Consider the following 22,364-nt stretch of genomic DNA (forward strand, 5'->3'; position numbering starts at 1 on the left):
AGTGACGCAATTATGACAATATGACAGTTCTGTCACAATGCTGTCATATTTCGTTTTTATACTAGCCGCAAATTGGTCATCCACCATTTTGAGAGACAACCATGACAGAATCAGTAGCATCTGCCCGCGGTAAGGCTAACGACTCGAAGCTGCCTTCGGCGGAACTGCGAGCCAAGCGCCGCCGGGTACGAACGTTAAAAGACAAAATTTCGCGTATTGGAATTACTTCGGCCGGTTACGGCGTGGTGTTTTCTCTTGCGCTTATTTTTATATACCTATTCTATGAAGTGCTACCGATTTTAAAGGGTGCTTCTATTGAGCCGCAGGCTACCTTTAGTTTACCGGGTGTTACTGAACAAGACCCTCTCGCTCACCTCATTATGGAGCGTTACCAAGAGCTAGGAGTGAGTTTTTCTGCACAAGGGCAGGTTACTTTTTTTAACAGTAAAACGGGCGCAGTAAGCAAGCAAGAGCAGGTGCCGGTCGCCGAAGGCTTAAGCACTACCACATTTGCTGCGGGTGAAGCCATTGGTGGCTTAACGGCCTACGGTTTGAGTAATGGTGCTGTTGTATTTACCAAGCCGCATTACGAATTATCTTTTCCGAATGACCAGCGAGAAATAACACCCCGCCTAAGTTTTCCTTACGGCGAAGCACCAATTCAAGTCGACCCGCAGGGTCAGCCATTTACCATGCTCACTATTCAGGAGTCGACACGCGGCCGCCCGCAAGCCTTTGCTGTCGGCCTTACTGTAGATCAACGCCTAGTGGCTGCGCGCATTGCGACCCGCGAAAACTTGTTCACCGGTGCGATTACAACCCAGGTGACACGCGCTGAGTTACCCGAAATACCCAATACGCCAACGAAAATGTTGGTCGACAAGTCGTTCCGTAACTTATTTATTGCCGACGAAGCCGGCAACCTGCATTACCTCGACTTAACCGACCTGAATCAGGCGCGTTGGGTGCAGTCGGTAGACGCCAGCCCGAACGACGCCATTACTGCCATGGACTTCTTGGTCGGCTCGGTGTCGATTATTGTCGGCACCGAAAAAGGCGAGTTGAGCCAATGGTTCTTGGTGCGCGACGAAGACAACAATTATGCACTCGAACGGATACGCGACTTTCAGCCGCACAATGCAGCGATTCGTAAAATAGCGCCCGAATATACCCGTAAGGGCTTTGTAGCCGTTGACGACAAGGGCCAAGTAGGGCTGCACTACGGAACTTCGTCGCGTACCTTGTTGATTGAAGATGCCGAGCAAGGGCCGCTGCATAACGTAGCCATGTCGCCGGTTGATAAAGCCATATTTACGCTCAACAACCAGCAGCAGGTAACCTATTACTCCGTGTGGAATGAGCACCCGCAGCTGTCACTCAAAGCCCTGTGGAGCCGTGTTTGGTATGAAGGCCGCAGCGAGCCCGAGTATATTTGGCAGTCGTCGTCTGCAAACGACGAATTTGAGTCAAAGTTCTCGCTCATGCCGCTCACTGTCGGCACGCTGAAAGCGGCATTCTTTGCCATGTTATTTGCGATGCCACTGGGCATTATGGCGGCCATTTACACCGCCTATTTTATGACCCCAAAACTGCGCGGAGTGGTAAAGCCGACCATTGAAATAATGGAAGCATTGCCCACCGTTATTCTTGGCTTCTTGGCCGGTTTGTGGCTTGCCCCCTTTATGGAAAGTAACTTACCCGCGGTGTTCTCATTGCTGCTGGGCTTACCTTTAATGATGCTGCTTATGGCCTTTGCGTGGAAGTCGATGCCTAGCAACGTACGCAACCGCGTACCGGCGGGCTGGGAAGCGGTTCTGCTGATTCCTATCGTGGTGGTGTTTGGCTACATTGCCGTGGTTGCGAGCCCGTACATTGAAGTTGCTTTTTTCGACGGCAGCATGCGCCAATGGCTCACCGATAACGGCATTACTTACGACCAGCGTAATGCTCTTGTAGTAGGCGTTGCCATGGGTTTTGCGGTAATTCCAACGATTTACTCTATTGCCGAAGACGCAGTGTTCAATGTGCCCAAGCACCTTACACAAGGCTCTTTGGCTTTGGGTGCAACGCCGTGGCAAACCATGATGGGCGTGGTATTACCCACGGCAAGCCCAGGTATTTTCTCGGCGTTAATGATCGGTTTTGGCCGTGCCGTTGGGGAAACCATGATTGTGCTTATGGCGACGGGAAACAGCCCCATTGTGAACTTCAATATTTTCGAAGGCATGCGTACCTTGTCGGCCAACATTGCAGTGGAGTTGCCAGAAACGGCGGTGGGTAGTTCGCACTTCCGCATTTTGTTCTTGGCGGCGTTGGTGTTGTTTACCTTCACCTTTATTTTGAACACCATTGCGGAAGTGGTACGCCAACGCTTACGCAAACGTTACAGCAGCTTGTAAGGTTGGGGAAAAGTTATGAAGAATTGGTTTAAAAGCGGCGCCCCGTGGATTTGGCTTACAGGTGGGGCGGTAACGCTCAGTGTCGTTATGGTTGCAGGGTTACTAGGACTCATTGCGGTACGTGGCTTTAGTCACTTTTGGCCCAGTGACGTGGCTAAAATTGAAATTACCGACCCCGTTAGTCAAGAGCGCAGCGTTCTTTTAGGAGAAATTGTGCGCTCGGAAGGAATTACCGCAGTAACCGCTCGCGAGGCGGGGAATACAGTGCCGGAAGGGCAGGAAATTGTAACCCGTTACCTGATCAAACAAGGCAACCGCGACCAGCTCGGTACCGACTTTGTGTGGCGCTTCGAGTTTGGCATGAGTGACTTTGAGTACCCAGCAGGCGTGTATGTGATAGAACGGCGCGAGTGGGGTAACTTTTACGGGTTTCCTAAGGCTATTCAGATCGACGGGCAAACCACTACTGAGCTAACGAGCGGTAGCAGTGAACAATTTCACCAACAGGTGCAGGCTGCCGTGGCTGAAGCCGTTGCCACGCACCATAGTATTCGCAAAATTGAACGTGGCGACATTGGCGCGCTCAACACTCAACTTGAGCGCTTGCGGCTGCAAGAGCGGCAACTCGACTTAGACGGTGTAGCCGGCAGTGAAAGAGCTACAATTCAAGCCGACATTGACAGCCAACGCGCTGCTATTGAAGCCGACTATTTGGTGTTACGTAATGAGCTTGATGCGCTTTACGCCGACATGCGCCGCAATACGCTCGTCATGGAAATGGTCGATGGCCGCGAAGCGTCGATTCGGTTCGCCGATGTGGTTTCCATTATTATGCCGAACGATATGAGCGCGCTGCAAAAATGGGGCGAATACTTTCATCGCGTTTGGGGCTTTTTAACCGACGAGCCGCGTGAAGCGAACACCGAAGGCGGTATTTTCCCGGCAATTTTTGGCACCATTACCATGGTGTTCGTAATGTCGATTATGGTAACGCCTTTTGGTGTTTTGGCGGCCATCTACTTACGTGAATACGCCAAACAAGGCACAGTAACCAAGATTGTGCGTATATCGGTGTATAACCTAGCCGGTGTGCCCTCTATTGTGTACGGAGTGTTTGGTCTTGGCTTCTTTATTTACTTTTTGGGTGGCAACATTGACCGTATATTCTATGAAGCCGCATTGCCGTCGCCAACTTTTGGTACGCCGGGGCTGTTCTGGGCGTCGTTAACCTTAGCGTTATTAACGCTCCCCGTGGTGATTGTGTCGACCGAAGAAGGCTTAGCGCGGATTCCGAGCACTATTCGGCAAGGCTCGCTGGCGCTCGGCGCAACCAAATCGGAAACCTTATGGCGAGTTGTAGTGCCCTTGGCAACACCGGGTATGATGACCGGGCTTATTTTGGCCATTGCCCGTGCAGCCGGTGAAGTAGCGCCGTTAATGCTGGTGGGCGTGGTTAAATTAGCGCCCACCTTGCCGATTGACGGAGAGTTTCCGTTTATTCACCTTGAGCGCAAGATCATGCACTTAGGTTTCCATATTTTTGACGTGGGCTTCCAAAGCCCGAATGTTGAAGCGGCACGCCCGCTGGTATACGCCACCGCGCTTACGTTAGTGGCATTAATTGTGATTTTGAACCTGACCGCGATTGCGATCCGCAACCACTTGCGTGAGAAGTATCGCAGCGACTCAGACTAAGGAGCAAGCCATGGCAACTTCAACACAACCGAATTCAGCAACAGAGACGAATACCATTATGAGTACAGAGCAACAGGCAAAGCCGACCATTAAAACGCAGCTCCAGCAAGACGGCGTTGCCGAGCAGCTGGCAGACCTTGAAATTAAATTAAAGGTGAACAACTTGCGGCTTTCTTATGGCGAGAGCGAAGCGCTCAAAGGCATAAACCTCGATATTCCAAAGAACCGCGTAACCGCTTTTATCGGACCTTCAGGCTGCGGTAAGTCGACGTTATTGCGCTGTTTTAACCGGATGAACGACTTGGTAGACAACTGCACGATTACGGGTGAAATTGTGCTCGACGGGCAAAATATCTATCAGCCGAAAGTAGACGTAGCCGAATTGCGTCGGCAAGTGGGTATGGTGTTCCAAAAACCGAACCCGTTTCCTAAGTCAATTTATGAAAATGTGGCCTATGGTTTACGCTTACAGGGTGTGAACGACCGCCGTACCCTCGACGAGGTGGTAGAAACCTCACTACGAGGCGCTGCATTATGGGACGAAGTGAAAGATCGTTTGCATGACAATGCCTTCGGCTTGTCGGGCGGCCAGCAACAGCGTTTGGTTATTGCCCGTGCAATTGCAATTGAGCCGGAAGTATTATTGCTCGACGAGCCGGCCTCGGCGCTCGACCCTATTTCAACGTTAAAAATTGAAGAATTAATTAACGAGCTTAAAGAGCAATACACCATTGTGATCGTAACCCACAACATGCAACAAGCGGCGCGGGTTTCCGACTTCACGGCGTTCTTGTACATGGGGCAGTTGATTGAGCATGCAGACACCAACGCATTGTTTACCACACCCATGAAAAAACAAACAGAAGACTACATTACGGGTCGCTACGGCTAAGGTGAGAGCAAATGGATAAGTTAAATTTAGGCAAGCATATTTCCGGCAAGTTTAATGAAGAGCTTGAGTCGGTAATGAGCAAAGTACTGGCTATGGGCGGTTTGGTTGAAAAACAGCTCATGGACGCCTTAGAGGCAATTCAAAAAAGCGACCAAGAACTGGCCGAGCGAGTACTTAAAAGCGATCGCAAAATAAATGAGCTGGAGCTTGAAATTGACCAAGCCTGCACGCGTATTATTGCCAAACGCCAACCCACAGCGAGCGACTTGCGCTTAGTGCTTTCGATATTAAAAGCCATTTCAGACCTTGAACGTATGGGCGACGAAGTGGAGCGGCTTGCTCATGTGGCGCAAGAGTCGTTTAGCAAAGACCAAGAACATTTATTGGTAAGCCTAGAGAACTTAGGCCAGCTGGTGTTAGTGATGCTACGCCAAGTGCTCGACGCCTTCGCCCGAATGGACGAAGAAGCTGCGTACTCTGTACACCAACAAGACGCCAGCGCTGATCGGCAATACGAAGCCTTAACGCGCCAACTCATGACCTACATGATGGAAGACTCGCGCAGTATTCCAAAAATTATGGACGTGCTGTGGGCTGCGCGCTCGCTTGAACGTATTGGCGACCGTTGCCAAAATATTGCCGAGTACATTATTTTCTTTGTACGCGGTAAAGATGTACGCCACATGTCGCCGGCGTCTATGGAAAACACGGTAAAAGGCATTCGTTAATTTTCACTTTGCAGTGAATGCCGTTACACTAAGCGCGCTTTTCGCAAACAACGAAAGCGCGTTTTTTCTTTGGGCAAAGGTATTGGCAATGAAGCTAAAATTAAAAGTTATGCACGGGTTGGCACGTTTGCGCCACGCCAGTAAGTTTATTCGCGTGCCTCGCTTACCCTTTTTACGCGCTCAAAAATCGCTTCGTACCGACTTGCCGGCCGTTTTTGTGATGGGCTGTGGCAACAGTGGAACCACCTTAACTGCGGCACGCATTGGCCGCGCTAAAGGTGTATACCTGCTTGGCGAAGAAACCAGTTTATTTCAGCCGCGTACGCCCTTTTCGCAAGCCTATGCGGTGTTCGACCAACTACTGATTGCCTTGAAGTTTTACAACGCTAGCATGTTGTTAGAAAAAACACCGAAACATATTCATGCGGTTGATCGTATTTTAGCGTTGTTTCCGCATGCGAAATTCGTGGTCACGGTGCGCAACCCACTCGACAACTGTGCGTCGCTGTACAAACGGTTTCAACACAAGAAAAGTAAGGGGTTGGGCTACGCCATTACACGTTGGAATCGTGACAACTTGGCGGTGTTAACGCTGTTAAAAAAATACCCCGAGCGGGTACATGTGGTGCGTTTTGAGGCGCTCACTGAAAACCCTGAAACTACCTTTAAAGGCATTTTCGAGTTTCTCGAACTCCCTTGGCAGCCTGAAATTCTCGAAGCGGGTAAAACCGCTTACGATCAGGTGGAACAAAAGCGCAATATGAAGCTGCGCCAAGAGCAGGTCGCAAAACCCATCACCGCTCGCAGCAATACTTGGAAAGAAATCCTAAGCGAAGCCCAAGCAGAAAAGGTAAGGCAAAAAACCCAACTTATCGCCGACGCCCTCGAAAAGAAATTATCGTGCTGCACCGAAGCACCTACAGAATCCGTTTAATGCAATACCCGCGCGCGGATAGTGCCGGGGATTTGTTTTAAGGCTTCGAGCAATGACTCGGCGTCTTGGCTGGCCACGTCCATGACCACATAGCCGAGCTCGTTGTCGGTTTGTAGGTATTGGCTGGCAATGTTCACGTTGAGCTCCGCAAATACTTGGTTGATTTTGTTCAGCACACCCGGCTGGTTGCGGTGAATATGTAGCAGCCGACTTGATTCTTTGTGGCTTGGTAATGCTACTTCAGGAAAGTTCACCGCCGACAACGTGGAGCCATTGTCGGAGTATTTAATAAGTTTTAATGCGACTTCCGTACCAATGTTTTCCTGTGCTTCTTGGGTAGAGCCACCAATATGAGGCGTTAAGATAACATTGTCGAGGCCGCGTAACGGCGACACAAATTCTTCCTCATTGTTTTTCGGCTCTACCGGGAACACGTCAATTGCGGCACCGTATAAATGCTGCTCACGCAGAACCTCAGCGAGTGCAGCTAAGTCAACCACAGTGCCCCGTGAGGCGTTAATGAGCGACGCGCCCTTTTTCATCATGCGAAGCTGCGTTTTGCCAATCATCCATTGGGTTTCTGGCGTTTCCGGCACATGCAAGCTCACAATATCGGCGGCTTTAAGAAGCTCATGGAGGGAAGCTGCAGGCATTGCATTACCCAAGCTCAGCTTATTTTCAATGTCGAAAAACAACACTCGCATACCCAGCTGCTCTGCCAAAATACCCAGCTGTGTGCCAATGTGGCCGTAGCCAATAATGCCAAGGGTTTTACCGCGTGCTTCGTGGGCCCCGGTGGCCGACTTTATCCAGCCGCCTTTATGGCAAGCCATGTTTTTCTCCGGCACTCGGCGTAACAACATAATCATTTCAGCAAGCACCAGTTCAGCCACGCTCCGAGTATTGGAAAACGGCGCGTTGAATACAGGGATACCGAATTCCCGCGCGGCCTGCGTGTCGACTTGGTTGGTGCCAATACAAAAGCATCCAATAGCATTGAGCCTGTGTGCATTGGCCAATACCTTGCGGGTAAGCTGAGTGCGAGAGCGAATGCCAATAAAATGAAACTCGCCAATACGCGCTGCGAGTTCGGCTTCGTTCATGGCCGTGCTGTGCTGCTCAATTTCCGTGTACCCTTGTTGCTCGAAGCACTCCACGGCACTGGGGTGCACACCTTCAAGCAAGAGGATTTTAATTTTCTGTTTGGGTAGCGAGAGCACCGTGGCCATAAGTGTTTCCTATCGAGTTAATTTTCTAATGCTGTGGCCGTTACTCAACAAGGCTATGTCGGCATGACGCCGCGCGAACAAACCATTGGTAACAACACCGGTTATATTATTGATCGCTTCTTCTAAGGCTTCAGGCTTTTCTATATTCAAGTTATGAATGTCGAGAATGACGTTACCGTTATCGGTAATAACGCCTTCGCGGTAAACGGGGTCGCCGCCTAACTTCACGATTTCTCTAGCCACGTATGAGCGCGCCATAGGCACCACCTCTACCGGTAAGGGAAACGCGCCAAGCGCCGTGACTAACTTGGAATGGTCGGCAATGCAAATAAAGGTTTTCGAACAAGCGGCTACAATTTTTTCGCGGGTGAGCGCGCCACCGCCGCCTTTAATCATTTGTAAATGGCGGTTAATTTCGTCGGCACCATCTACATACACACTCAGTTGGCCAACTCCGTTGAGGTCGTAAACCGGAATGCCATGCTGTTTGAGCCGCTCGGTGGAGGCGTCGGAGCTCGATACAGCGCCTTCAATATCAAACTTAATGGCGGCCAGCGCGTCGATAAAATAATTCACCGTAGAGCCGGTACCGACCCCCACTAAACTGCCTTCTTCGATATAGTCGATAGCTGCTTCGGCTGCTTGTTTCTTGGCTTGATCTTGAAGCGCTTTGGTTTGCTGTGAGGTCATAGGGCCACCGTTGTTGAGAAATTGAGGTGTTGAGAAATTGCGAGCAACGGCTGGCTATTATACGGCAGAGATTCGGAACCGCCATACTTTTGCAGGGGTTATTATGTAGGGTAAGGGTATGTCCCATGCTGCGCTTGGTAGCTGCTCAACCTGTTGGCAGTTGTGCGCATAGCCTACCGGCATAAGCTGAGGGTGAGCACCGTGGTGCCAGTCGGCAAGGGTGCGGTCATAAAAACCACCGCCCATGCCAATGCGTTGACCGGTCGAGTCGAAACCAACCAACGGCACCAACATTACCTCAATGTCGGCTGCGGCTTTATAGTCGTCGGCTTCGCATAGGGGTTCGGCTATTCCATATTTATTGTTTACCAAGCGGCTTTGTGGCCGATAGGGCGCAAATCGTAAGGCCTTCTCCGGGGTAATTACTGGTAAGTAAACATGTTTGCCTGCCGCCCAGCAGTGCTCAACAATAAGTGCTGGGTTAAGTTCGCCGTCGTTGGCAAGGTACAGCGCAACCGTCTTCGCTTGGGCCACAAAAGGTAGATTGACAAAGTGGGCACAGGCTTGCTTTGCCGCTTCTTGTTGTTCCTCAGCGGTGAGCGCATTGCGGCGTGCCCGCAGTTGCTGGCGAATGCCGGTACGGTTTGTTGTTCCACTCGTTTTCTGCACTGCGCGCCCCTTTTGTGTTTTTTAAGTTCAACCATTTGCGCCTATAGCTTGCCACATGCGCTCGAGACTGCGAAACTTGCCTCACTGTTTTTAGCAAGGATACCGACATGCTGCAATCTCGACTACTCATGCTTATGGCTTTGTTTTTTCTGCTCCCCGCCTGTTCATACGCGCAGCCGGCCGAACGGCTGATTTTGCGTGGCGGTATTTTAGTGAATGGCGAAGGCGCACCTGCCGTGGGGCCTGTCGATATTGTGATTGAAGGCGACCGCATTGTGAATGTGCATGTAGTGGGTTACCCGGGCGTGCCCATACGAGAGCAAGGGCGGCCGCAAGCGCGCGCTGGCGACCGAGAAATCGATATTACCGATCATTACGTGCTGCCTGGATTTATTGATATGCATGGCCACTTGGGCGGCAATGCACAGGGTACGCCGGCTGAATACGTGCAAAAACTTTGGCTCGCCCATGGTGTTACTACGGTGCGTGAACCCGGCAGTTTCCGCGGTTTACAATGGACGATTGAACAGGCTGAGCAAGCCGAGCGGGGCGAAATTGCGTCGCCGCGCATTATTCCCTATGCCGGCTTTGGCATGGGCAGCAGCGAGCCTATTATCAGTGCCGAGCAGGCGCGAACCTGGGTGCGCGACATTCATCGGCAAGGCGCTAAAGGGATAAAGTTTTTTGGTGCAACGCCGCGAGTTATTGCCGCCGCACTCAGCGAAGCCAATGCGCTTGGGCTTGGCACCATGATGCACCATGCGCAGCTGAATGTGGTGCGCACTAATGCACTCGACTCGGCACGTTTAGGGCTCGGCTCTATGGAGCATTGGTATGGTTTGCCCGAAGCACTGTTTACCGAGCAAGTGATTCAAAACTACTCGCCAACCTATAACTACCAAAATGAACAAGACCGCTTTGGTGAGGCTGGAACCTTATGGCAACAAGCGGCAGCGCCGGGCAGTGAACGCTGGAATGCCGTTCGCGACGAGCTCATTGAGTTGAATTTCACCATTAACCCCACCTTCGGTATTTACGAAGCCAGCCGCAACCTTATGGCGCAGCGAAATGCCGACTGGCATGCCGACTATACTTTGCCGTCGTTGTGGAAATTTTTCACGCCCAGCCGCTATGCGCATGGGTCTTATTGGTTCGACTGGGGAACCGACCAAGAAGTAAGCTGGCGCGAGAACTACCGTATCTGGATGCAGTTTATTAATGACTTTAAAAACCACGGTGGGCGAGTGACCGCCGGCTCCGACTCTGGCTACATTTATAAAGTGTATGGCTTTGGCTACATTCAAGAGCTTGAACTGTTGCGCGAGGCCGGCTTTAACGCCCTCGAGGTGATTCGCGCTGCAACACTTTCGGGCGCAGAAGCTTTAGGGCTCGACGAAGACATTGGCAGTGTGGTGCCGGGCAAAAAGGCCGACTTGATCATTGTGAAAGAAAATCCGCTGCGAAACTTTAAAGTGCTGTATGGCACGGGGCACTATCAATTAAATGAAAACAACGAACCCGAACGAACCGAAGGTATTCGGTACACCATTGCCAACGGTGTGGTGTATGACGTGAGCGCGTTACTTGCCGACGTGCGCGCTATGGTGCGCGAGGCCAAACAAGCAGAGGCAGCAGAACAAGCGGAGAACCCATAATGGAAAAGAATCACCCGAGTAAAGTAGACGCACTTTATGTACTGTTACTCACCGCCATACCCTTGTTAGGTTTTGTTGGGGTGGGGTTGTTTAGCTTGGTGGGGCAGGGGCTTATTGCACTGCTGTTGTTTTTTGTGGCTATTGTATGGCCGGCTTGGGTGTTGCTCGGTACACGTTACCGTATCGACAGCAGCTATTTGTACGCAAGTTGTGGGCCGTTACGGTATAAAGTTGCGCTAGACGAGATTAAAGACGTTGCGCCGAAACGGAGCTTAGCGCTGGGCCCTGCATTGTCGTTCGACAAGTTGAAAATAACCTATGCAAACGACAAAGTGTTGTGGGTGTCACCTACCGACAAATACACCTTTGTGTTCGACTTAGGGCTAGGCCGTGAAAATGAGTTCGACGAGCTTGCAGATCCAGAACAGGAGTAATGTGCGGGTATTCACGCCAACGCAATGCTATTCGAGCGTGGTTTCGGTACTTATTTCGGGATCGTCTTCAGGCAGTTCAAATTGAGTGCTACAGGTGTTGAGTACAAGAATGGTGGCAATCACAATCACCACTGCTGCAACAATTTCTAGTTTTTTCATGGTTCTACCGCTTCTCTGCAGGTGTTTTACGGGCACCTCAGCAACAGCGTAAATAAAGACTCTCCAAGGTGCCGCTGCCTTGTGTTAGCCCTTGAACCCATAGGTCCAAGGCGGGTGCTGGAACAGCATTCTCAGGCTTCCCGGCGTATCCCGGGCATGCACACTGAATGTGTAACAGGACCCTATTCTAAAAGCATCGGCTCAGGGACATCCACATGCTGGCAAACACCCCAGAGAGCCATTTCATTGTAGCGCACTTGGTGCGCTAAAATCAGCCTTAATCGTTCTTCGGCTCACCGATTGCTTTTTTTATGGTCGCTTGTAAAAGGGAAACCTTGTCTTCAAGAGCCGCCATTTTTTCGGCTTGCTCATTTTTTTCGCGCATCCATTCATGGCATAAATTCAGCGCAGTCATTACCGCAATTTGCTCAATATTGGTAAGTTTGGTTGCCGAACGTGTTTCAGACAAACGCTCGTCGAGCTGCCGCGCCGCTTCGCGTAGGGCGCTTTCTTGCCCGTCTGGGCACATTACACGATAGTTGCGATCCAGCAAGTTAATGTCGACAATCTGACCACTCATTCAAAATCCTCTGGTGTAATTCTACGCCCGTTCCAATATTTGTTTGTATGTGCCGCAGCATAGCGAGCGCACTGCGGTTATGCAACAGAGTTTACTTCGCTTTCAAGAGATTGAAAACCGTGCCTGTGCTTGGTGGTGCGCGCTACACAGTGGTACGATACGGCAATAAAACATTGTTTAAGGACCCTTATGACCGACGCTAAAGATCACTTATTCGACCAATGGAGCCAGTGGCTAGAGCAAGAGCAGATGATTATTTCTGCGGCTGAGTTGCACGGCATGCTCACCGGGCTGCTCGCAAGTGGCGAGCGAGCTGAAGGAGACTGGCTGTTAATGGTGGCCGATTTAGCGAATGAGGGCAGTGCATTTTCGAAACCCATGGTGGAACGATTACAGCTATTAGCAAAAGCGATTCGCGCAGAACTCGCCAGCGAAGAGTTACTGTTTCAACCCTTGCTACCCAACGACGACGAGCTACTGACCGAACGGCTGTTAGCGCTTACAGAGTGGGCACAATGCTTTTTAGTGGGCTTTGGTGTGAACCAACAGAACCTAAAGAGTGCATCGAGCGATCTGCAAGAAGCGCTGCAAGATATGGCAGAAATTGCCCGGCTGTCGCCTGAAGTAGAATCGGGTGAAGACGACGAACGTGCCTATTATGAAGTATCGGAGTATGTGCGCATTACCGCTATTATGTGCTTTAACGAATTAGGCCAAATGCCGCCAGCGCAAACACCAACGAACACCACTATTCATTAGGAGTACGCGAGCACTATGACTTTGGCGAACTCGGTTCCGGTTAGCGAACTGCAACAACGCCGGCAGGCATTGGCAAAAGCAATGGCGCCCAATAGCGTGGCTATTATTCCGGCCGCGCAAGAGCAAGTGCGCTCGAACGACACTCACTATCCGTTTCGGCAAAATAGTGACTACTACTATTATACCGGCCTAAACGAGCCAGGTGGTCTATTGGTATTGCTGCCGGGAAAAGCCAATGAAAGCCTTTTATGGGTGCTTAATCGCGATCCCGAGCAAGAGATATGGCACGGCCGGCGGCTTGGTTGCGAGCAAGCGCAGGCGCTGTCGGGCGTTGCCCAGTGCTATAGCTTAAACACCTTGCAAGAGCAGCTCGCGCTGTGTATTGACGGCTGCGACGAGCTGTACATTGCCCAAGGTATGCAAAGTTGGGTGACTGCAACGCTCGAAGACGTACTGCGCCAGTTGCGGGCGAACAAGCGTAAAGGCCAGCGCGCGCCGCAACGTGTGCACGATCTCACCCCGTTCATGCACAACCAGCGGTTAATCAAGTCGAAGTACGAACAAGCCTGCATGCGCCAAGCCTGCAAGATATCGGTCGATGCGCACCGCCGCGCCATGCGTGCGACTGAGCCCGGGCGTTACGAATTTCAAATTGCGGCAGAGCTGCACCACGAAATGCATTGGCAAGGTGCCGCGGGGCCTGCATACGGCAGTATTGTTGGCGGCGGTGAAAACGCTTGTATTTTGCATTACACAGAAAACACCAGCGAATTGCGCGACGGCGACCTATTGCTTATCGACGCTGGGGCTGAATTCTTAGGCTACGCGGGCGACATTACGCGCACTTTTCCTGTGAACGGAAAGTTTAGTGAGCCACAACGTAAGCTTTATAATCTTGTACTGCGAGCGCAAGAAGCAGCATTTGCGGTTATAAAACCCGGTGCAACCCTACCCGACGCCTACAAAGCTTCGGTACAGGTACTTGTAGAGGGCATGGTTAAGCTTGGTATTTTACAAGGTGAGGTGGAGCAGCTTATTGCCGACATGGCGTTTCGTCCCTATTTTATGCACGGGCTTGGGCATTGGCTTGGGCTCGACGTGCACGACGTAGGCGATTACCAAGTGGCGGGTAAACCACGGCCTTTAGAGCCGGGTATGGTGATTACCGTAGAGCCGGGCCTGTATATTCCCGCCAACGCGGATTGCCCAGAAGCCTATCGTGGTATGGGTATTCGTATTGAAGACGATTTACTGATTACTGAGTCAGGCTTCGATAACCTTACCAGTGGCGTGCCAAAAACCATTGAAGGAATAGAAGCGCTGATGTCGCGAGGCAATAAATGAAACCGCATATTGTCATTGTTGGCGCTGGGTTAGTCGGCGCATTAGCCGCGAAGGCGCTGCATGATGCAATGCCGAGTGCAGCCATTACGCTACTCGACGCCGCTCCCGAAGGTGCGCGCCAAGACCCGCGAACCCTCGCGTTAGCCCTACGCTCGCAACAATACTTGGCGCAACTTGGCATTTGGCAAGCACTCGCGCAAGAGCCGAAACACGCGGTTACGCCCATTCAACATATTCATATTAGTGACGCCACAGGGCCAGGCAGTGCGCCGCTACACGCGGTCAACGAAGGCGTAGACGCGCTCGGTTATGTGGTGCAGGCGCAACAGGTACAAGACGCCCTCGACCATGTGCTGCAGCATTGCAGCACGGTGCAAAAACGTAATGGTGTTGAAGTGACTCGAGTACAGGCGAACGCCAGCGGCAACCGGTTAGAATTGAGCGACGGCAGCCAACTGCAAGCGAATCTATTACTGGTAACCGACGGTAGTATGTCGAGCACACGCGCCTTATTAGGAGTGCAAATGCGCCAGTTCGATTACGCTCAGCACGCCTTAGCCGGCTTTATTGAAACCGACAGGCCGCACCAATTTACTGCGTATGAACGCTTTACCGAGCAAGGGCCAATGGCGTTGCTACCCTGTTCTGGGCACAAACGTTTTGCCTTGGTGTGGTGCGCAGAGCCAAATGAAATGGCGCGTTTAAAAGCATTGCCAGAGGTGGTGTTTCGCCACCACGCGCAACACTTATTTGGGAACCGTGCCGGTTATTTTACCCACAGCGAGCGGCTGGGTACTTTCCCGCTGCACTTTGCTTATGCCGAGCGCTTTGTTGGCCACCATTTTGCTGTGCTGGGTAATGCGTGCCATACCCTGCACCCGGTAGCCGGGCAAGGGTACAATCTAGGCATTCGTGACGTTATTGCGTTGGTGAACACGATTCGTACTTACGGGCTGGGCGACCTCGGCAGTGTTGCGCAGCTTTTGGCCTACGCGCAGGCGCGCCGTGCCGACTATCAAACCATTACGCAGTTTACCGACGGGCTTGTGCATTTATTTTCTAACAACATAAAACCATTAAGCTTCGCTCGCCGTTGTGGTTTAAAAGCATTACGCATCATTCCAAGTTTAGCCAACCCGGTGGCGCAAAAAGCCATGGGCTTTGGTGCTGGAAAGAGTGCCGAAAAGAGCGCGGAGAGTAGTATATGGCGTTAATACGCGCACAGGTTGCCATTGTTGGCGGCGGTATGGTGGGCTTGGCGTTGGCATGCAGCATAGCCCAGCGTGGTCGTTCCGTAGTGGTGATTGAAAAAAGCCCAGCGGCCAAACAAATACCCGAAGCATTGCAACTACGTGTAAGTGCGTTGAACCTTGCGGTGCAAGGTTGGTTAGAACGCATGAATGTGTGGCAACGGCTGCCTGCCGAGCGACTCGGCACCTACCACGCCATGAACGTGTGGGACCGTGACCAAGGTGGCCGTATTTATTTTTCAGCAGCAGAAGCCGACCAAACCCACCTAGGAACCTTGATCGAGAATGCTGTGGTGGAAGGTGCGTTGTGGCAACATGCCGAAGAACTCGGTGTTAAATTTATAACCGGTGCGGAAATAACAGCGGTCGAACAACACGAACACGACGTTGAGCTTAAGCTTGCGGGCGTTGAAGGCGAACCTACGGTGCTGGCGCAGCTGTTAGTGGCCGCCGACGGAGGCCGTTCGCAATTAAGGCAGCTGGCAGCCTTGCCGGTTAGTTTTAAAGACTATGAACAAATGGGTGTAGTGGCGACCCTGCGCACGGAAATAGAACACCAAGGCATTGCACGCCAAGCTTTTTTACCCGGCGGTCCGCTGGCCTTGTTACCCATGGCCGACCCGAATTTAATATCGGTGGTGTGGAGTGCGCCGAGCCTCGAAGCGAATGCGTTAGTTGCGCTCGATCAGGTTGCGTTTGAACAAGCCATTACCGCGCACAGCGACAGCTGCCTTGGTTATTTAACCCTAGTAAGTGAGCGCCAAGCCTTTCCGCTGCGCGCGCAATACGCCGAGCAATGGGTGAAAGGTCGGCTGGTGTTAGTGGGCGACGCTGCCCACACCATTCACCCGCTGGCAGGGCAGGGTGCAAACCTTGGCTTGGGCGACGCCTATGTGTTGGCAGAACACTTAAATGAATTGGGTACATTGCAAGGGCAGTGGGACCCCGCGCAGTTACAGCGTGCGTTAAAACGCTATGAAAGAGCCAGAAAAACCGCTGCACTACGGCACCTTGCTACCATGGAAGGGTTCCATCAACTATTCCGCGCGCAACATCCGTTGCTGCGCGTTGCCCGTGCGACCGGGCTTAACCTTACCAATAAAAGCAGTGCAGCCAAACGCTTCTTTTTAGAGCAAGCCAACGCGTTTTAACCGTGGTGGTTATTACTGGTAGAAATTAGGTGCTGCGGTAAAAGTAGTCGCGCAAGTAATCCTGCAGGTGGTCTGCGGCGGTATTTTGGCTGTGGCCATGGCGCTCTAAAAATATATTAATATTACCGAGCGCCGGCAGTTCAAGATCGCTATTTTTCAATTCGTATAGATCATTTGGCACTGAGCTACGCGCTAACACAGTAACGCCAAGGCCACTGTGCAGGGCACTGCGAATGCCAGTGAGATCGTTGTTGGTATAGGTAATGCGGTAGGGGTGATGCGCAGCTTTCAGCGCGGCCAAGGTGCGGCGCCGATAAACACAGCCTTCGGAGGCCAACACCAAGGGCAATGGCTCCGATACCGCATTGTCGGGGCGGCCGGCAACCCACACTAACGCGTCTTCTTTGACCAACACGGCATGTTCAGGCGCTTGCTCGGCAACCGTTAAAATAACGTCGAAGCTGCCTCTGCTGGCGCCTAAACGTAAATCGCGACTTAACGCCGAGGTAACCTCCAAGGTAATTTGCGGATAACTGGTGGAAAACTGGCCTAGAATGCGCGGTAATAACGCAGTAGCGAACTCACTGGGAATACCCAAACGCACTTGGCCAGCAAGCGGCTGGCGTTCAAATTTGGCGATCAGCTGGTCGTGTTGCTGCAATAACAACTGCCCACCTTGGTATAAATCTAGCCCTGCGCCGGTCAGCTTTAACTGGCTGCCTTGGCGCAAGAGCAAGGCGCTGCCAAGCTGCTCTTCAAGGCGTTTAATTTGCAGGCTTATCGCCGGTTGAGAGCGGCTTAAACGGTCGGCCGCTTGGGTAAAGCTTTGCTCGTCGTACACGGTAATAAAGGCGCGCAAAGCGTCGAGTGAAAGATGTTTCATTGATACGCTCCGGCGTTGGACGGCCAAAAGCGAAGCGGCCAACGCTATAAAAAAAATCAATATCAAGAAAAGCAATATAACATAAACTTATAGCTCAATTTGTCTTTTTAATTTGTTGAACTGGTCGCAGGCTCCTATAATGTGCGCAATCTTTATGCATGCGAATGGAATGGCTCGTTTGCTCACTTAATTGGCGAAAAGGGTAATGTTTATGGCACAGCGTACTGCACTTTATAACGCACATGTTGAAGCTGGCGCGAAAATGGTCGACTTTCATGGGTGGGACATGCCGCTTCATTACGGCTCACAAATTGAAGAACACCATGCGGTGCGCCAAAAGGTAGGCATGTTCGACGTGTCGCACATGACTATAGTGGACGTAACCGGGCCAGAAGCAAAAGCCTACTTGCGCCATTTATTAGCCAACGACGTGGCCAAACTCAAAGAGCCGGGCAAAGCACTTTACAGTGCAATGTTAAATGAGCAGGGCGGTGTTATCGACGACCTGATTGTGTATTTCTTTAACGAAGAGTCGTACCGTTTAGTGGTGAACTCCGCTACTCGCGACCGCGACTGGGCGTGGTTGAACCAGCAAACCGCAGAATTCGACGTGCAGGTTACCGAGCGTACTGAGTTCGGCATGATCGCGCTGCAAGGCCCGCAAGCACAAGACACGATTAAAGTATTACTGAGCGACGAACAGCACGCTAAGGTTCAGGGCATGAAGCCTTTTTACGGCGAGCAATTGGGTGACGTATTTGTTGCCACCACCGGCTACACCGGCGAAGCGGGCTACGAAATTATTGTGCCAGTGAGCGAAGTAGAAGCCACTTGGAATACGTTAGTGGGTGCTGGCGTGCAGCCTTGTGGTTTGGGTGCACGCGACACCTTGCGCCTCGAAGCAGGAATGAACTTATATGGCCAAGACATGGACGAAAGTGTGTCGCCTTTAGCGGCAAACATGGCATGGAGTGTGGCTTTTGAACCCGCCGAGCGTAACTTTGTGGGCCGCGAAGTGCTCGAAGCACAAAAAGCAGCCGGCACGGAAAAACTAATTGGCTTGGTAATGACCGAAAAAGGCGTGCTGCGTGCAGGCTTGAAAGTTATTGTAGAGGGCGGCGAAGGCGTGATTACATCGGGTACATTCTCGCCTACTCTAGGCGTGAGTGTTGCGCTTGCGCGGGTACCTCAACCCGTGGGTGAAACCGCACAAGTGGAAATGCGCAAAAAAATGGTTACAGTAAAAGTAACGAAGCCAAGTTTCGTTCGCAATGGCAAGGCCGTTGTTGAATTCTAATTCAAACTAATTGTCCCGCCAGGCGGGTTTCAACAAGGAACTAGAACATGAGTCAGGTACCTAAAGAGTTAAAATACGCGCCCAGTCACGAATGGCTTCGCGACGAAGGTGACGGCACCTACACCGTAGGTATTACCGAGCACGCCCAAGAGCTTCTTGGCGATATGGTATTCGTTGAGTTACCCGAAGTGGGCGACAACGTAGCCGCTGGCGACGACTGTGCGGTAGCAGAGTCTGTAAAAGCTGCTTCAGACATCTACGCACCGGTAGGCGGCGAAGTGGTAGCCATTAACGAAGACCTCGAAGACTCGCCGGAGCTGGTGAACAGCGACCCATACGGCGACGGCTGGTTGTTCAAAATTAAAATTGACGACGACAGCGACTTGGCAAACTTACTCGACGCCGACGGCTACAGTGAGTCTATTGCTGACGAATAAGTTAGAGCGAGATTATGCAAAGCCCCGGTGTCGCCGGGGCTTTGTTATTCATTTCTATTCATTTTCATTGAATTAGCTATAGCAGGTATTTTGCATGAGCAGTAAATCGCTTCACCAACTTGAGCAACACGACGACTTCATTTATCGCCACATTGGCCCAGACGCCGCCGAGCAGAAGGAAATGCTAGATGTTGTGGGTGCGAACACGCTGGAAGAAATGACCGCGCAAACGGTTCCTGGCTCTATTTTACGCGAGCCATTCTTGAGTGTCGGTGAACCGATGTCTGAGCGCGAAGCGTTAGCTAAATTAAAGAAAATCGCGCAAAAGAACAAAATTTATACCAGCTATATTGGCGCGGGTTACTACGACACCGTTACCCCGAACGTAATTCTGCGTAACGTGTTGGAAAATCCAGGTTGGTACACGGCGTACACGCCTTATCAGCCAGAGATCGCGCAAGGGCGTTTACAAGCAATTTTGAACTTCCAACAGCTCACCATCGACCTGACTGGTTTGGAAATGGCCAGCGCCTCTTTGTTAGACGAAGCCACCGCCGCTGCAGAAGCCATGGCCATGGCGCAGCGCGTGAGCAAATCAAAATCAAACGCGTTCTTCGTGGCCGATCATGTATTCCCACAAACGTTGGACGTGGTGAAAGCCCGCGCTGAAATGTTTGGTTTTGAAGTGATTGTCGGCCCGTGGCAAGACGCGCCAAACCACGATGTGTTTGGTGCATTGTTCCAAAGCCCAGCGAATAACGGTGAAGTATTAGACTTAACCGACGTGATTGCTGCCGTACAAGCCAACAAAGGTGTGGTTGCAGTCGGCTCTGACCTGATGAGTTTAGTGCTATGTAAGTCACCGGGCGAAATGGGTGCCGACATGTGCTTCGGCTCCGCCCAGCGTTTCGGTGTACCTATGGGTTACGGCGGACCACACGCGGCGTTTTTTGCAACTCGTGAGAAATTCAAGCGTGCGCTACCGGGTCGTATTATTGGCGTTTCTCGCGACAGCCGTGGTGAAACTGCATTACGTATGGCCATGCAAACCCGTGAACAACATATTCGTCGTGAAAAAGCGACCTCGAACATTTGTACCGCGCAGGTACTACTGGCCAACATGGCGTCTTTTTACGCCGTGTACCATGGCCCGCAAGGCTTAAAAACCATTGCTTCACGCATTCACCGTATGACCTCAATGGTCGCTTCGGCGTTGACTGAAAAAGGCATGAAGCCGGTGAACGGCAGCTGGTTCGACACCATTACCTTCCCAGCGGAAGGCGAAACTCGTGCGGCGATTTTAGCCCGCGCTGAGCAAGCAGAACTGAACTTGCGTACCGACATTGAAGGTCATTTAGCCATTAGCTTCGACGAAGCCAAAACACGCAACGATTTAGCCACCTTGCTAACGGTTTTGTTTGGCGACAACCACGGTTTTGCCATCGACGCACTTGATGAAAGCGCGCAAAAAGGAGCGGGTATTCCTGCTGCTCTTGAGCGTACCAGCGCCTTCTTAACCCATGAAGTGTTCAACCAATATCACTCAGAAACTGAAATGCTGCGCTACATTCGCCAGCTCGAAGGTCGTGATTTGGCATTGAACCACAGCATGATCTCCCTCGGCTCATGCACCATGAAGCTAAACGCCACTGCAGAAATGATTCCGGTAACCTGGCCTGAGTTTGGTCAGCTCCACCCGTTCTGCCCGATCGAGCAGGCCCAAGGCTATGCAGAAATGCTAGAAAGCCTGAGCACCTGGTTGATTGATATTACGGGTTACGACGCCATGTCTATGCAGCCAAACTCAGGTGCACAGGGAGAATACGCCGGCTTGTTGGCGATTCACTATTACCACGAGAGCCGTGGCGAAGGGCATCGCAACATCTGTTTGATTCCAGAGTCGGCGCACGGTACCAACCCAGCTTCAGCGCAAATGGCCGGTATGAAAGTGGTGGTGGTTGCTTGTGACGCCAAAGGCAATATCGATCTGAACGACTTGCGTGAAAAAGCGGCGAGCGTGTCTGATCAGCTTTCGTGCGCCATGGTTACTTACCCTTCAACTCACGGCGTGTATGAAGAGAACATTCGTCAAGTATGTGACATCGTGCATGAGCACGGCGGTCAGGTGTACATGGACGGTGCCAACATGAACGCGCAAGTGGGCGTGACCTCACCGGGCTACATTGGCTCAGACGTGTCGCACCTGAACTTGCACAAAACTTTCTGTATTCCGCACGGTGGCGGCGGCCCAGGCATGGGACCGATTGGCGTGAAAAGCCACTTAGCACCCTTCTTACCGGGGCATGTAGCGATTGACGGCAAAGGTTTAGTGAAAGGTAACTCAGCGGTTTCAGCAGCGCCTTACGGTAGTGCCAGCATTTTGCCCATTTCATGGATGTACATTGCCATGATGGGTAGCCGTGGTTTGCGTGAAGCCACTGAAGTGGCGATTTTGAGCGCCAACTACATTGCCAAGCGCCTCGAGCCGCATTACCCGATTTTGTACCGTGGCCGCAACGACCGTGTTGCTCACGAATGTATTATCGATTTGCGTCCGCTCAAGGATGAAACTGGCATTGCTGAAATCGACATCGCCAAGCGCCTACAAGACTACGGTTTCCACAGCCCAACCATGAGCTTCCCAGTAGCCGGAACCCTAATGGTTGAGCCAACCGAATCGGAAGCCAAAGGCGAGTTAGACCGCTTTATCGACGCCATGATTAGCATTCGCCAAGAAATTCAGAAAGTGGCAGACGGCGAGTGGAGTGCAGACAACAACCCATTGGTGAACGCACCGCATACGCTAGACGATATCGTTGATGCCAACTGGGACAGAGCCTACACCCGCGAAGAAGCAGCGTACCCCGCCAGCTGGCTGCGCGGCCACAAGTTCTGGCCAAGTGTTAACCGTATCGACGACGTATACGGCGACCGCAACTTGGTGTGTAGCTGCCCTCCGTTGAGCGCTTATAAATAAGCGCTGCATTGCAGCGCCAACCATATCTGTAGGTACCGCACTGCGGTACTTACATCGATATATGCCGCTTGGCGCTGCAAACACCCCGTAAGTGCTGCACCGCAGCACATAGAACCCCAGCCCTTGCCAAAATAAAAACACTAGGGTAATTTACCAAAAGAACAAAAACGCGCGCTGAAGGAGTAATGGCAAGCGAAGCAGT

General features: G+C 51.7%; 19 protein-coding genes, 1 other RNA gene and 1 pseudogene. 14 read left to right on the forward strand and 7 right to left on the reverse strand.

The genetic code is table 11. From position 1 onward, the window contains the following. The first annotated feature begins 101 nt into the window (after positions 1-101). From DQW12_RS11320 to DQW12_RS11340, 5 genes and pseudogenes are all read left to right on the forward strand, one after another. Entirely contained in the window at positions 102-2,399 is a 2,298-nt protein-coding gene (locus DQW12_RS11320) for an ABC transporter permease subunit (protein ID WP_113907980.1), read from the forward strand. 15 nt (positions 2,400-2,414) lie between these two features. Then, the gene (gene pstA / locus DQW12_RS11325) at positions 2,415-4,094 is read left to right on the forward strand and encodes a phosphate ABC transporter permease PstA (protein WP_113907981.1); all 1,680 of its coding nucleotides are present in this window, start codon (positions 2,415-2,417) and stop codon (positions 4,092-4,094) included. A 154-nt stretch (positions 4,095-4,248) separates the two neighbouring features. Further along, positions 4,249-4,986, forward strand: a pseudogene (gene pstB, locus DQW12_RS11330) (phosphate ABC transporter ATP-binding protein PstB); the annotation flags it as partial. 11 nt (positions 4,987-4,997) lie between these two features. Next, complete coding sequence (gene phoU, locus DQW12_RS11335; RefSeq protein ID WP_113907982.1) at positions 4,998-5,714, forward strand: phosphate signaling complex protein PhoU; 717 nt, start codon at positions 4,998-5,000, stop codon at positions 5,712-5,714. 88 nt (positions 5,715-5,802) lie between these two features. Then, the gene (locus DQW12_RS11340) at positions 5,803-6,648 is read left to right on the forward strand and encodes a sulfotransferase family protein (RefSeq protein ID WP_157957916.1); all 846 of its coding nucleotides are present in this window, start codon (positions 5,803-5,805) and stop codon (positions 6,646-6,648) included. Here the strand turns inward: DQW12_RS11340 and serA are convergent. From serA to DQW12_RS11355, 3 genes are read right to left on the reverse strand one after another with little or no spacing between them, the layout of a single operon-like run. Then, positions 6,645-7,877, reverse strand: a complete 1,233-nt coding sequence (serA, locus tag DQW12_RS11345) for a phosphoglycerate dehydrogenase (protein WP_113907984.1) — start codon at positions 7,875-7,877, stop codon at positions 6,645-6,647. The genes DQW12_RS11340 and serA overlap by 4 nt on opposite strands. A gap of 9 nt (positions 7,878-7,886) precedes the next feature. Next, complete coding sequence (gene rpiA / locus DQW12_RS11350) at positions 7,887-8,567, reverse strand: ribose-5-phosphate isomerase RpiA (protein WP_113907985.1); 681 nt, start codon at positions 8,565-8,567, stop codon at positions 7,887-7,889. A gap of 57 nt (positions 8,568-8,624) precedes the next feature. Further along, positions 8,625-9,236 carry a 5-formyltetrahydrofolate cyclo-ligase gene (locus DQW12_RS11355; RefSeq protein WP_113907986.1) on the reverse strand — a complete coding sequence of 204 codons (612 nt, stop codon included), beginning with the start codon at positions 9,234-9,236 and terminating at the stop codon, positions 8,625-8,627. A gap of 128 nt (positions 9,237-9,364) precedes the next feature. On the opposite strand from DQW12_RS11355, the gene DQW12_RS11360 reads away from it, so the two are divergent. Next, positions 9,365-10,891: an amidohydrolase family protein gene (locus DQW12_RS11360; protein WP_232819964.1), complete on the forward strand. Its 1,527-nt coding sequence runs from the start codon at positions 9,365-9,367 to the stop codon at positions 10,889-10,891. Then, positions 10,891-11,325 (forward strand): PH domain-containing protein, encoded by a 435-nt coding sequence (locus DQW12_RS11365; RefSeq protein WP_113907988.1) that lies wholly within the window; start codon positions 10,891-10,893, stop codon positions 11,323-11,325. Before DQW12_RS11360 ends, DQW12_RS11365 begins: the two co-directional genes overlap by 1 nt. 27 nt (positions 11,326-11,352) lie before the next feature. Here the strand turns inward: DQW12_RS11365 and DQW12_RS13720 are convergent, their stop codons facing one another. The 3 genes from DQW12_RS13720 to DQW12_RS11375 form a co-directional block, all read right to left on the reverse strand. Next, positions 11,353-11,484, reverse strand: coding sequence for a hypothetical protein (locus tag DQW12_RS13720; RefSeq protein WP_269800932.1), 132 nt, complete (start codon positions 11,482-11,484; stop codon positions 11,353-11,355). A gap of 56 nt (positions 11,485-11,540) precedes the next feature. After that, positions 11,541-11,724: non-coding RNA, 6S RNA (ssrS, locus tag DQW12_RS11370), on the reverse strand. Positions 11,725-11,761: 37 nt separating this feature from the next. Next, positions 11,762-12,064 carry a cell division protein ZapA gene (locus DQW12_RS11375; protein ID WP_113907989.1) on the reverse strand — a complete coding sequence of 101 codons (303 nt, stop codon included), beginning with the start codon at positions 12,062-12,064 and terminating at the stop codon, positions 11,762-11,764. Between the two features lie 189 nt (positions 12,065-12,253). Between DQW12_RS11375 and DQW12_RS11380 the strand changes: the two genes are divergently transcribed. From DQW12_RS11380 to DQW12_RS11395, 4 genes are read left to right on the forward strand one after another with little or no spacing between them, the layout of a single operon-like run. Then, positions 12,254-12,823: a UPF0149 family protein gene (locus DQW12_RS11380; protein ID WP_113907990.1), complete on the forward strand. Its 570-nt coding sequence runs from the start codon at positions 12,254-12,256 to the stop codon at positions 12,821-12,823. Between the two features lie 15 nt (positions 12,824-12,838). Continuing rightward, entirely contained in the window at positions 12,839-14,167 is a 1,329-nt protein-coding gene (gene pepP / locus DQW12_RS11385; protein ID WP_113907991.1) for a Xaa-Pro aminopeptidase, read from the forward strand. After that, positions 14,164-15,381 carry an FAD-dependent monooxygenase gene (locus DQW12_RS11390; protein ID WP_113907992.1) on the forward strand — a complete coding sequence of 406 codons (1,218 nt, stop codon included), beginning with the start codon at positions 14,164-14,166 and terminating at the stop codon, positions 15,379-15,381. The genes pepP and DQW12_RS11390 overlap by 4 nt, the downstream gene beginning before the upstream one ends. Further along, positions 15,372-16,568 (forward strand): FAD-dependent oxidoreductase, encoded by a 1,197-nt coding sequence (locus tag DQW12_RS11395; protein WP_113907993.1) that lies wholly within the window; start codon positions 15,372-15,374, stop codon positions 16,566-16,568. Before DQW12_RS11390 ends, DQW12_RS11395 begins: the two co-directional genes overlap by 10 nt. Before the next feature lie 25 nt (positions 16,569-16,593). On the opposite strand, the gene DQW12_RS11400 is transcribed toward DQW12_RS11395, so the two are convergent. Beyond that, the gene (locus tag DQW12_RS11400) at positions 16,594-17,451 is read right to left on the reverse strand and encodes a LysR family transcriptional regulator (protein ID WP_113907994.1); all 858 of its coding nucleotides are present in this window, start codon (positions 17,449-17,451) and stop codon (positions 16,594-16,596) included. Positions 17,452-17,662: 211 nt separating this feature from the next. Here DQW12_RS11400 and gcvT point away from each other — a divergent pair, with 211 nt between their 5' ends. From gcvT to gcvP, 3 genes are all read left to right on the forward strand, one after another. Beyond that, a complete protein-coding gene (gcvT, locus tag DQW12_RS11405; RefSeq protein ID WP_113907995.1) occupies positions 17,663-18,748 on the forward strand; it encodes a glycine cleavage system aminomethyltransferase GcvT in 1,086 nt (361 codons plus the stop codon). Between the two features lie 47 nt (positions 18,749-18,795). Next, positions 18,796-19,185 (forward strand): glycine cleavage system protein GcvH, encoded by a 390-nt coding sequence (gcvH, locus tag DQW12_RS11410; protein ID WP_113907996.1) that lies wholly within the window; start codon positions 18,796-18,798, stop codon positions 19,183-19,185. A 94-nt stretch (positions 19,186-19,279) separates the two neighbouring features. After that, positions 19,280-22,162 (forward strand): aminomethyl-transferring glycine dehydrogenase, encoded by a 2,883-nt coding sequence (gcvP, locus tag DQW12_RS11415; protein WP_113907997.1) that lies wholly within the window; start codon positions 19,280-19,282, stop codon positions 22,160-22,162. The last annotated feature ends 202 nt before the right edge of the window (positions 22,163-22,364 follow it).

The sequence above is a fragment of the Aliidiomarina celeris genome, from assembly GCF_003316875.1.
Classification (GTDB): domain Bacteria; phylum Pseudomonadota; class Gammaproteobacteria; order Enterobacterales; family Alteromonadaceae; genus Aliidiomarina; species Aliidiomarina celeris.

Coding starts and splice junctions, on each gene's coding strand:
- DQW12_RS11320 (WP_113907980.1), top strand. CDS start 102: ATGACAGAATCAGTAGCATCTGCCCGCGGTAAGGCTAACGACTCGAAG.
- pstA (WP_113907981.1), top strand. CDS start 2,415: ATGAAGAATTGGTTTAAAAGCGGCGCCCCGTGGATTTGGCTTACAGGT.
- phoU (WP_113907982.1), top strand. CDS start 4,998: ATGGATAAGTTAAATTTAGGCAAGCATATTTCCGGCAAGTTTAATGAA.
- DQW12_RS11340 (WP_157957916.1), top strand. CDS start 5,803: ATGAAGCTAAAATTAAAAGTTATGCACGGGTTGGCACGTTTGCGCCAC.
- serA (WP_113907984.1), bottom strand. CDS start 7,877: ATGGCCACGGTGCTCTCGCTACCCAAACAGAAAATTAAAATCCTCTTG.
- rpiA (WP_113907985.1), bottom strand. CDS start 8,567: ATGACCTCACAGCAAACCAAAGCGCTTCAAGATCAAGCCAAGAAACAA.
- DQW12_RS11360 (WP_232819964.1), top strand. CDS start 9,365: ATGCTTATGGCTTTGTTTTTTCTGCTCCCCGCCTGTTCATACGCGCAG.
- DQW12_RS11365 (WP_113907988.1), top strand. CDS start 10,891: ATGGAAAAGAATCACCCGAGTAAAGTAGACGCACTTTATGTACTGTTA.
- DQW12_RS13720 (WP_269800932.1), bottom strand. CDS start 11,484: ATGAAAAAACTAGAAATTGTTGCAGCAGTGGTGATTGTGATTGCCACC.
- DQW12_RS11375 (WP_113907989.1), bottom strand. CDS start 12,064: ATGAGTGGTCAGATTGTCGACATTAACTTGCTGGATCGCAACTATCGT.
- DQW12_RS11380 (WP_113907990.1), top strand. CDS start 12,254: ATGACCGACGCTAAAGATCACTTATTCGACCAATGGAGCCAGTGGCTA.
- pepP (WP_113907991.1), top strand. CDS start 12,839: ATGACTTTGGCGAACTCGGTTCCGGTTAGCGAACTGCAACAACGCCGG.
- DQW12_RS11390 (WP_113907992.1), top strand. CDS start 14,164: ATGAAACCGCATATTGTCATTGTTGGCGCTGGGTTAGTCGGCGCATTA.
- DQW12_RS11395 (WP_113907993.1), top strand. CDS start 15,372: ATGGCGTTAATACGCGCACAGGTTGCCATTGTTGGCGGCGGTATGGTG.
- DQW12_RS11400 (WP_113907994.1), bottom strand. CDS start 17,451: ATGAAACATCTTTCACTCGACGCTTTGCGCGCCTTTATTACCGTGTAC.
- gcvT (WP_113907995.1), top strand. CDS start 17,663: ATGGCACAGCGTACTGCACTTTATAACGCACATGTTGAAGCTGGCGCG.
- gcvH (WP_113907996.1), top strand. CDS start 18,796: ATGAGTCAGGTACCTAAAGAGTTAAAATACGCGCCCAGTCACGAATGG.
- gcvP (WP_113907997.1), top strand. CDS start 19,280: ATGAGCAGTAAATCGCTTCACCAACTTGAGCAACACGACGACTTCATT.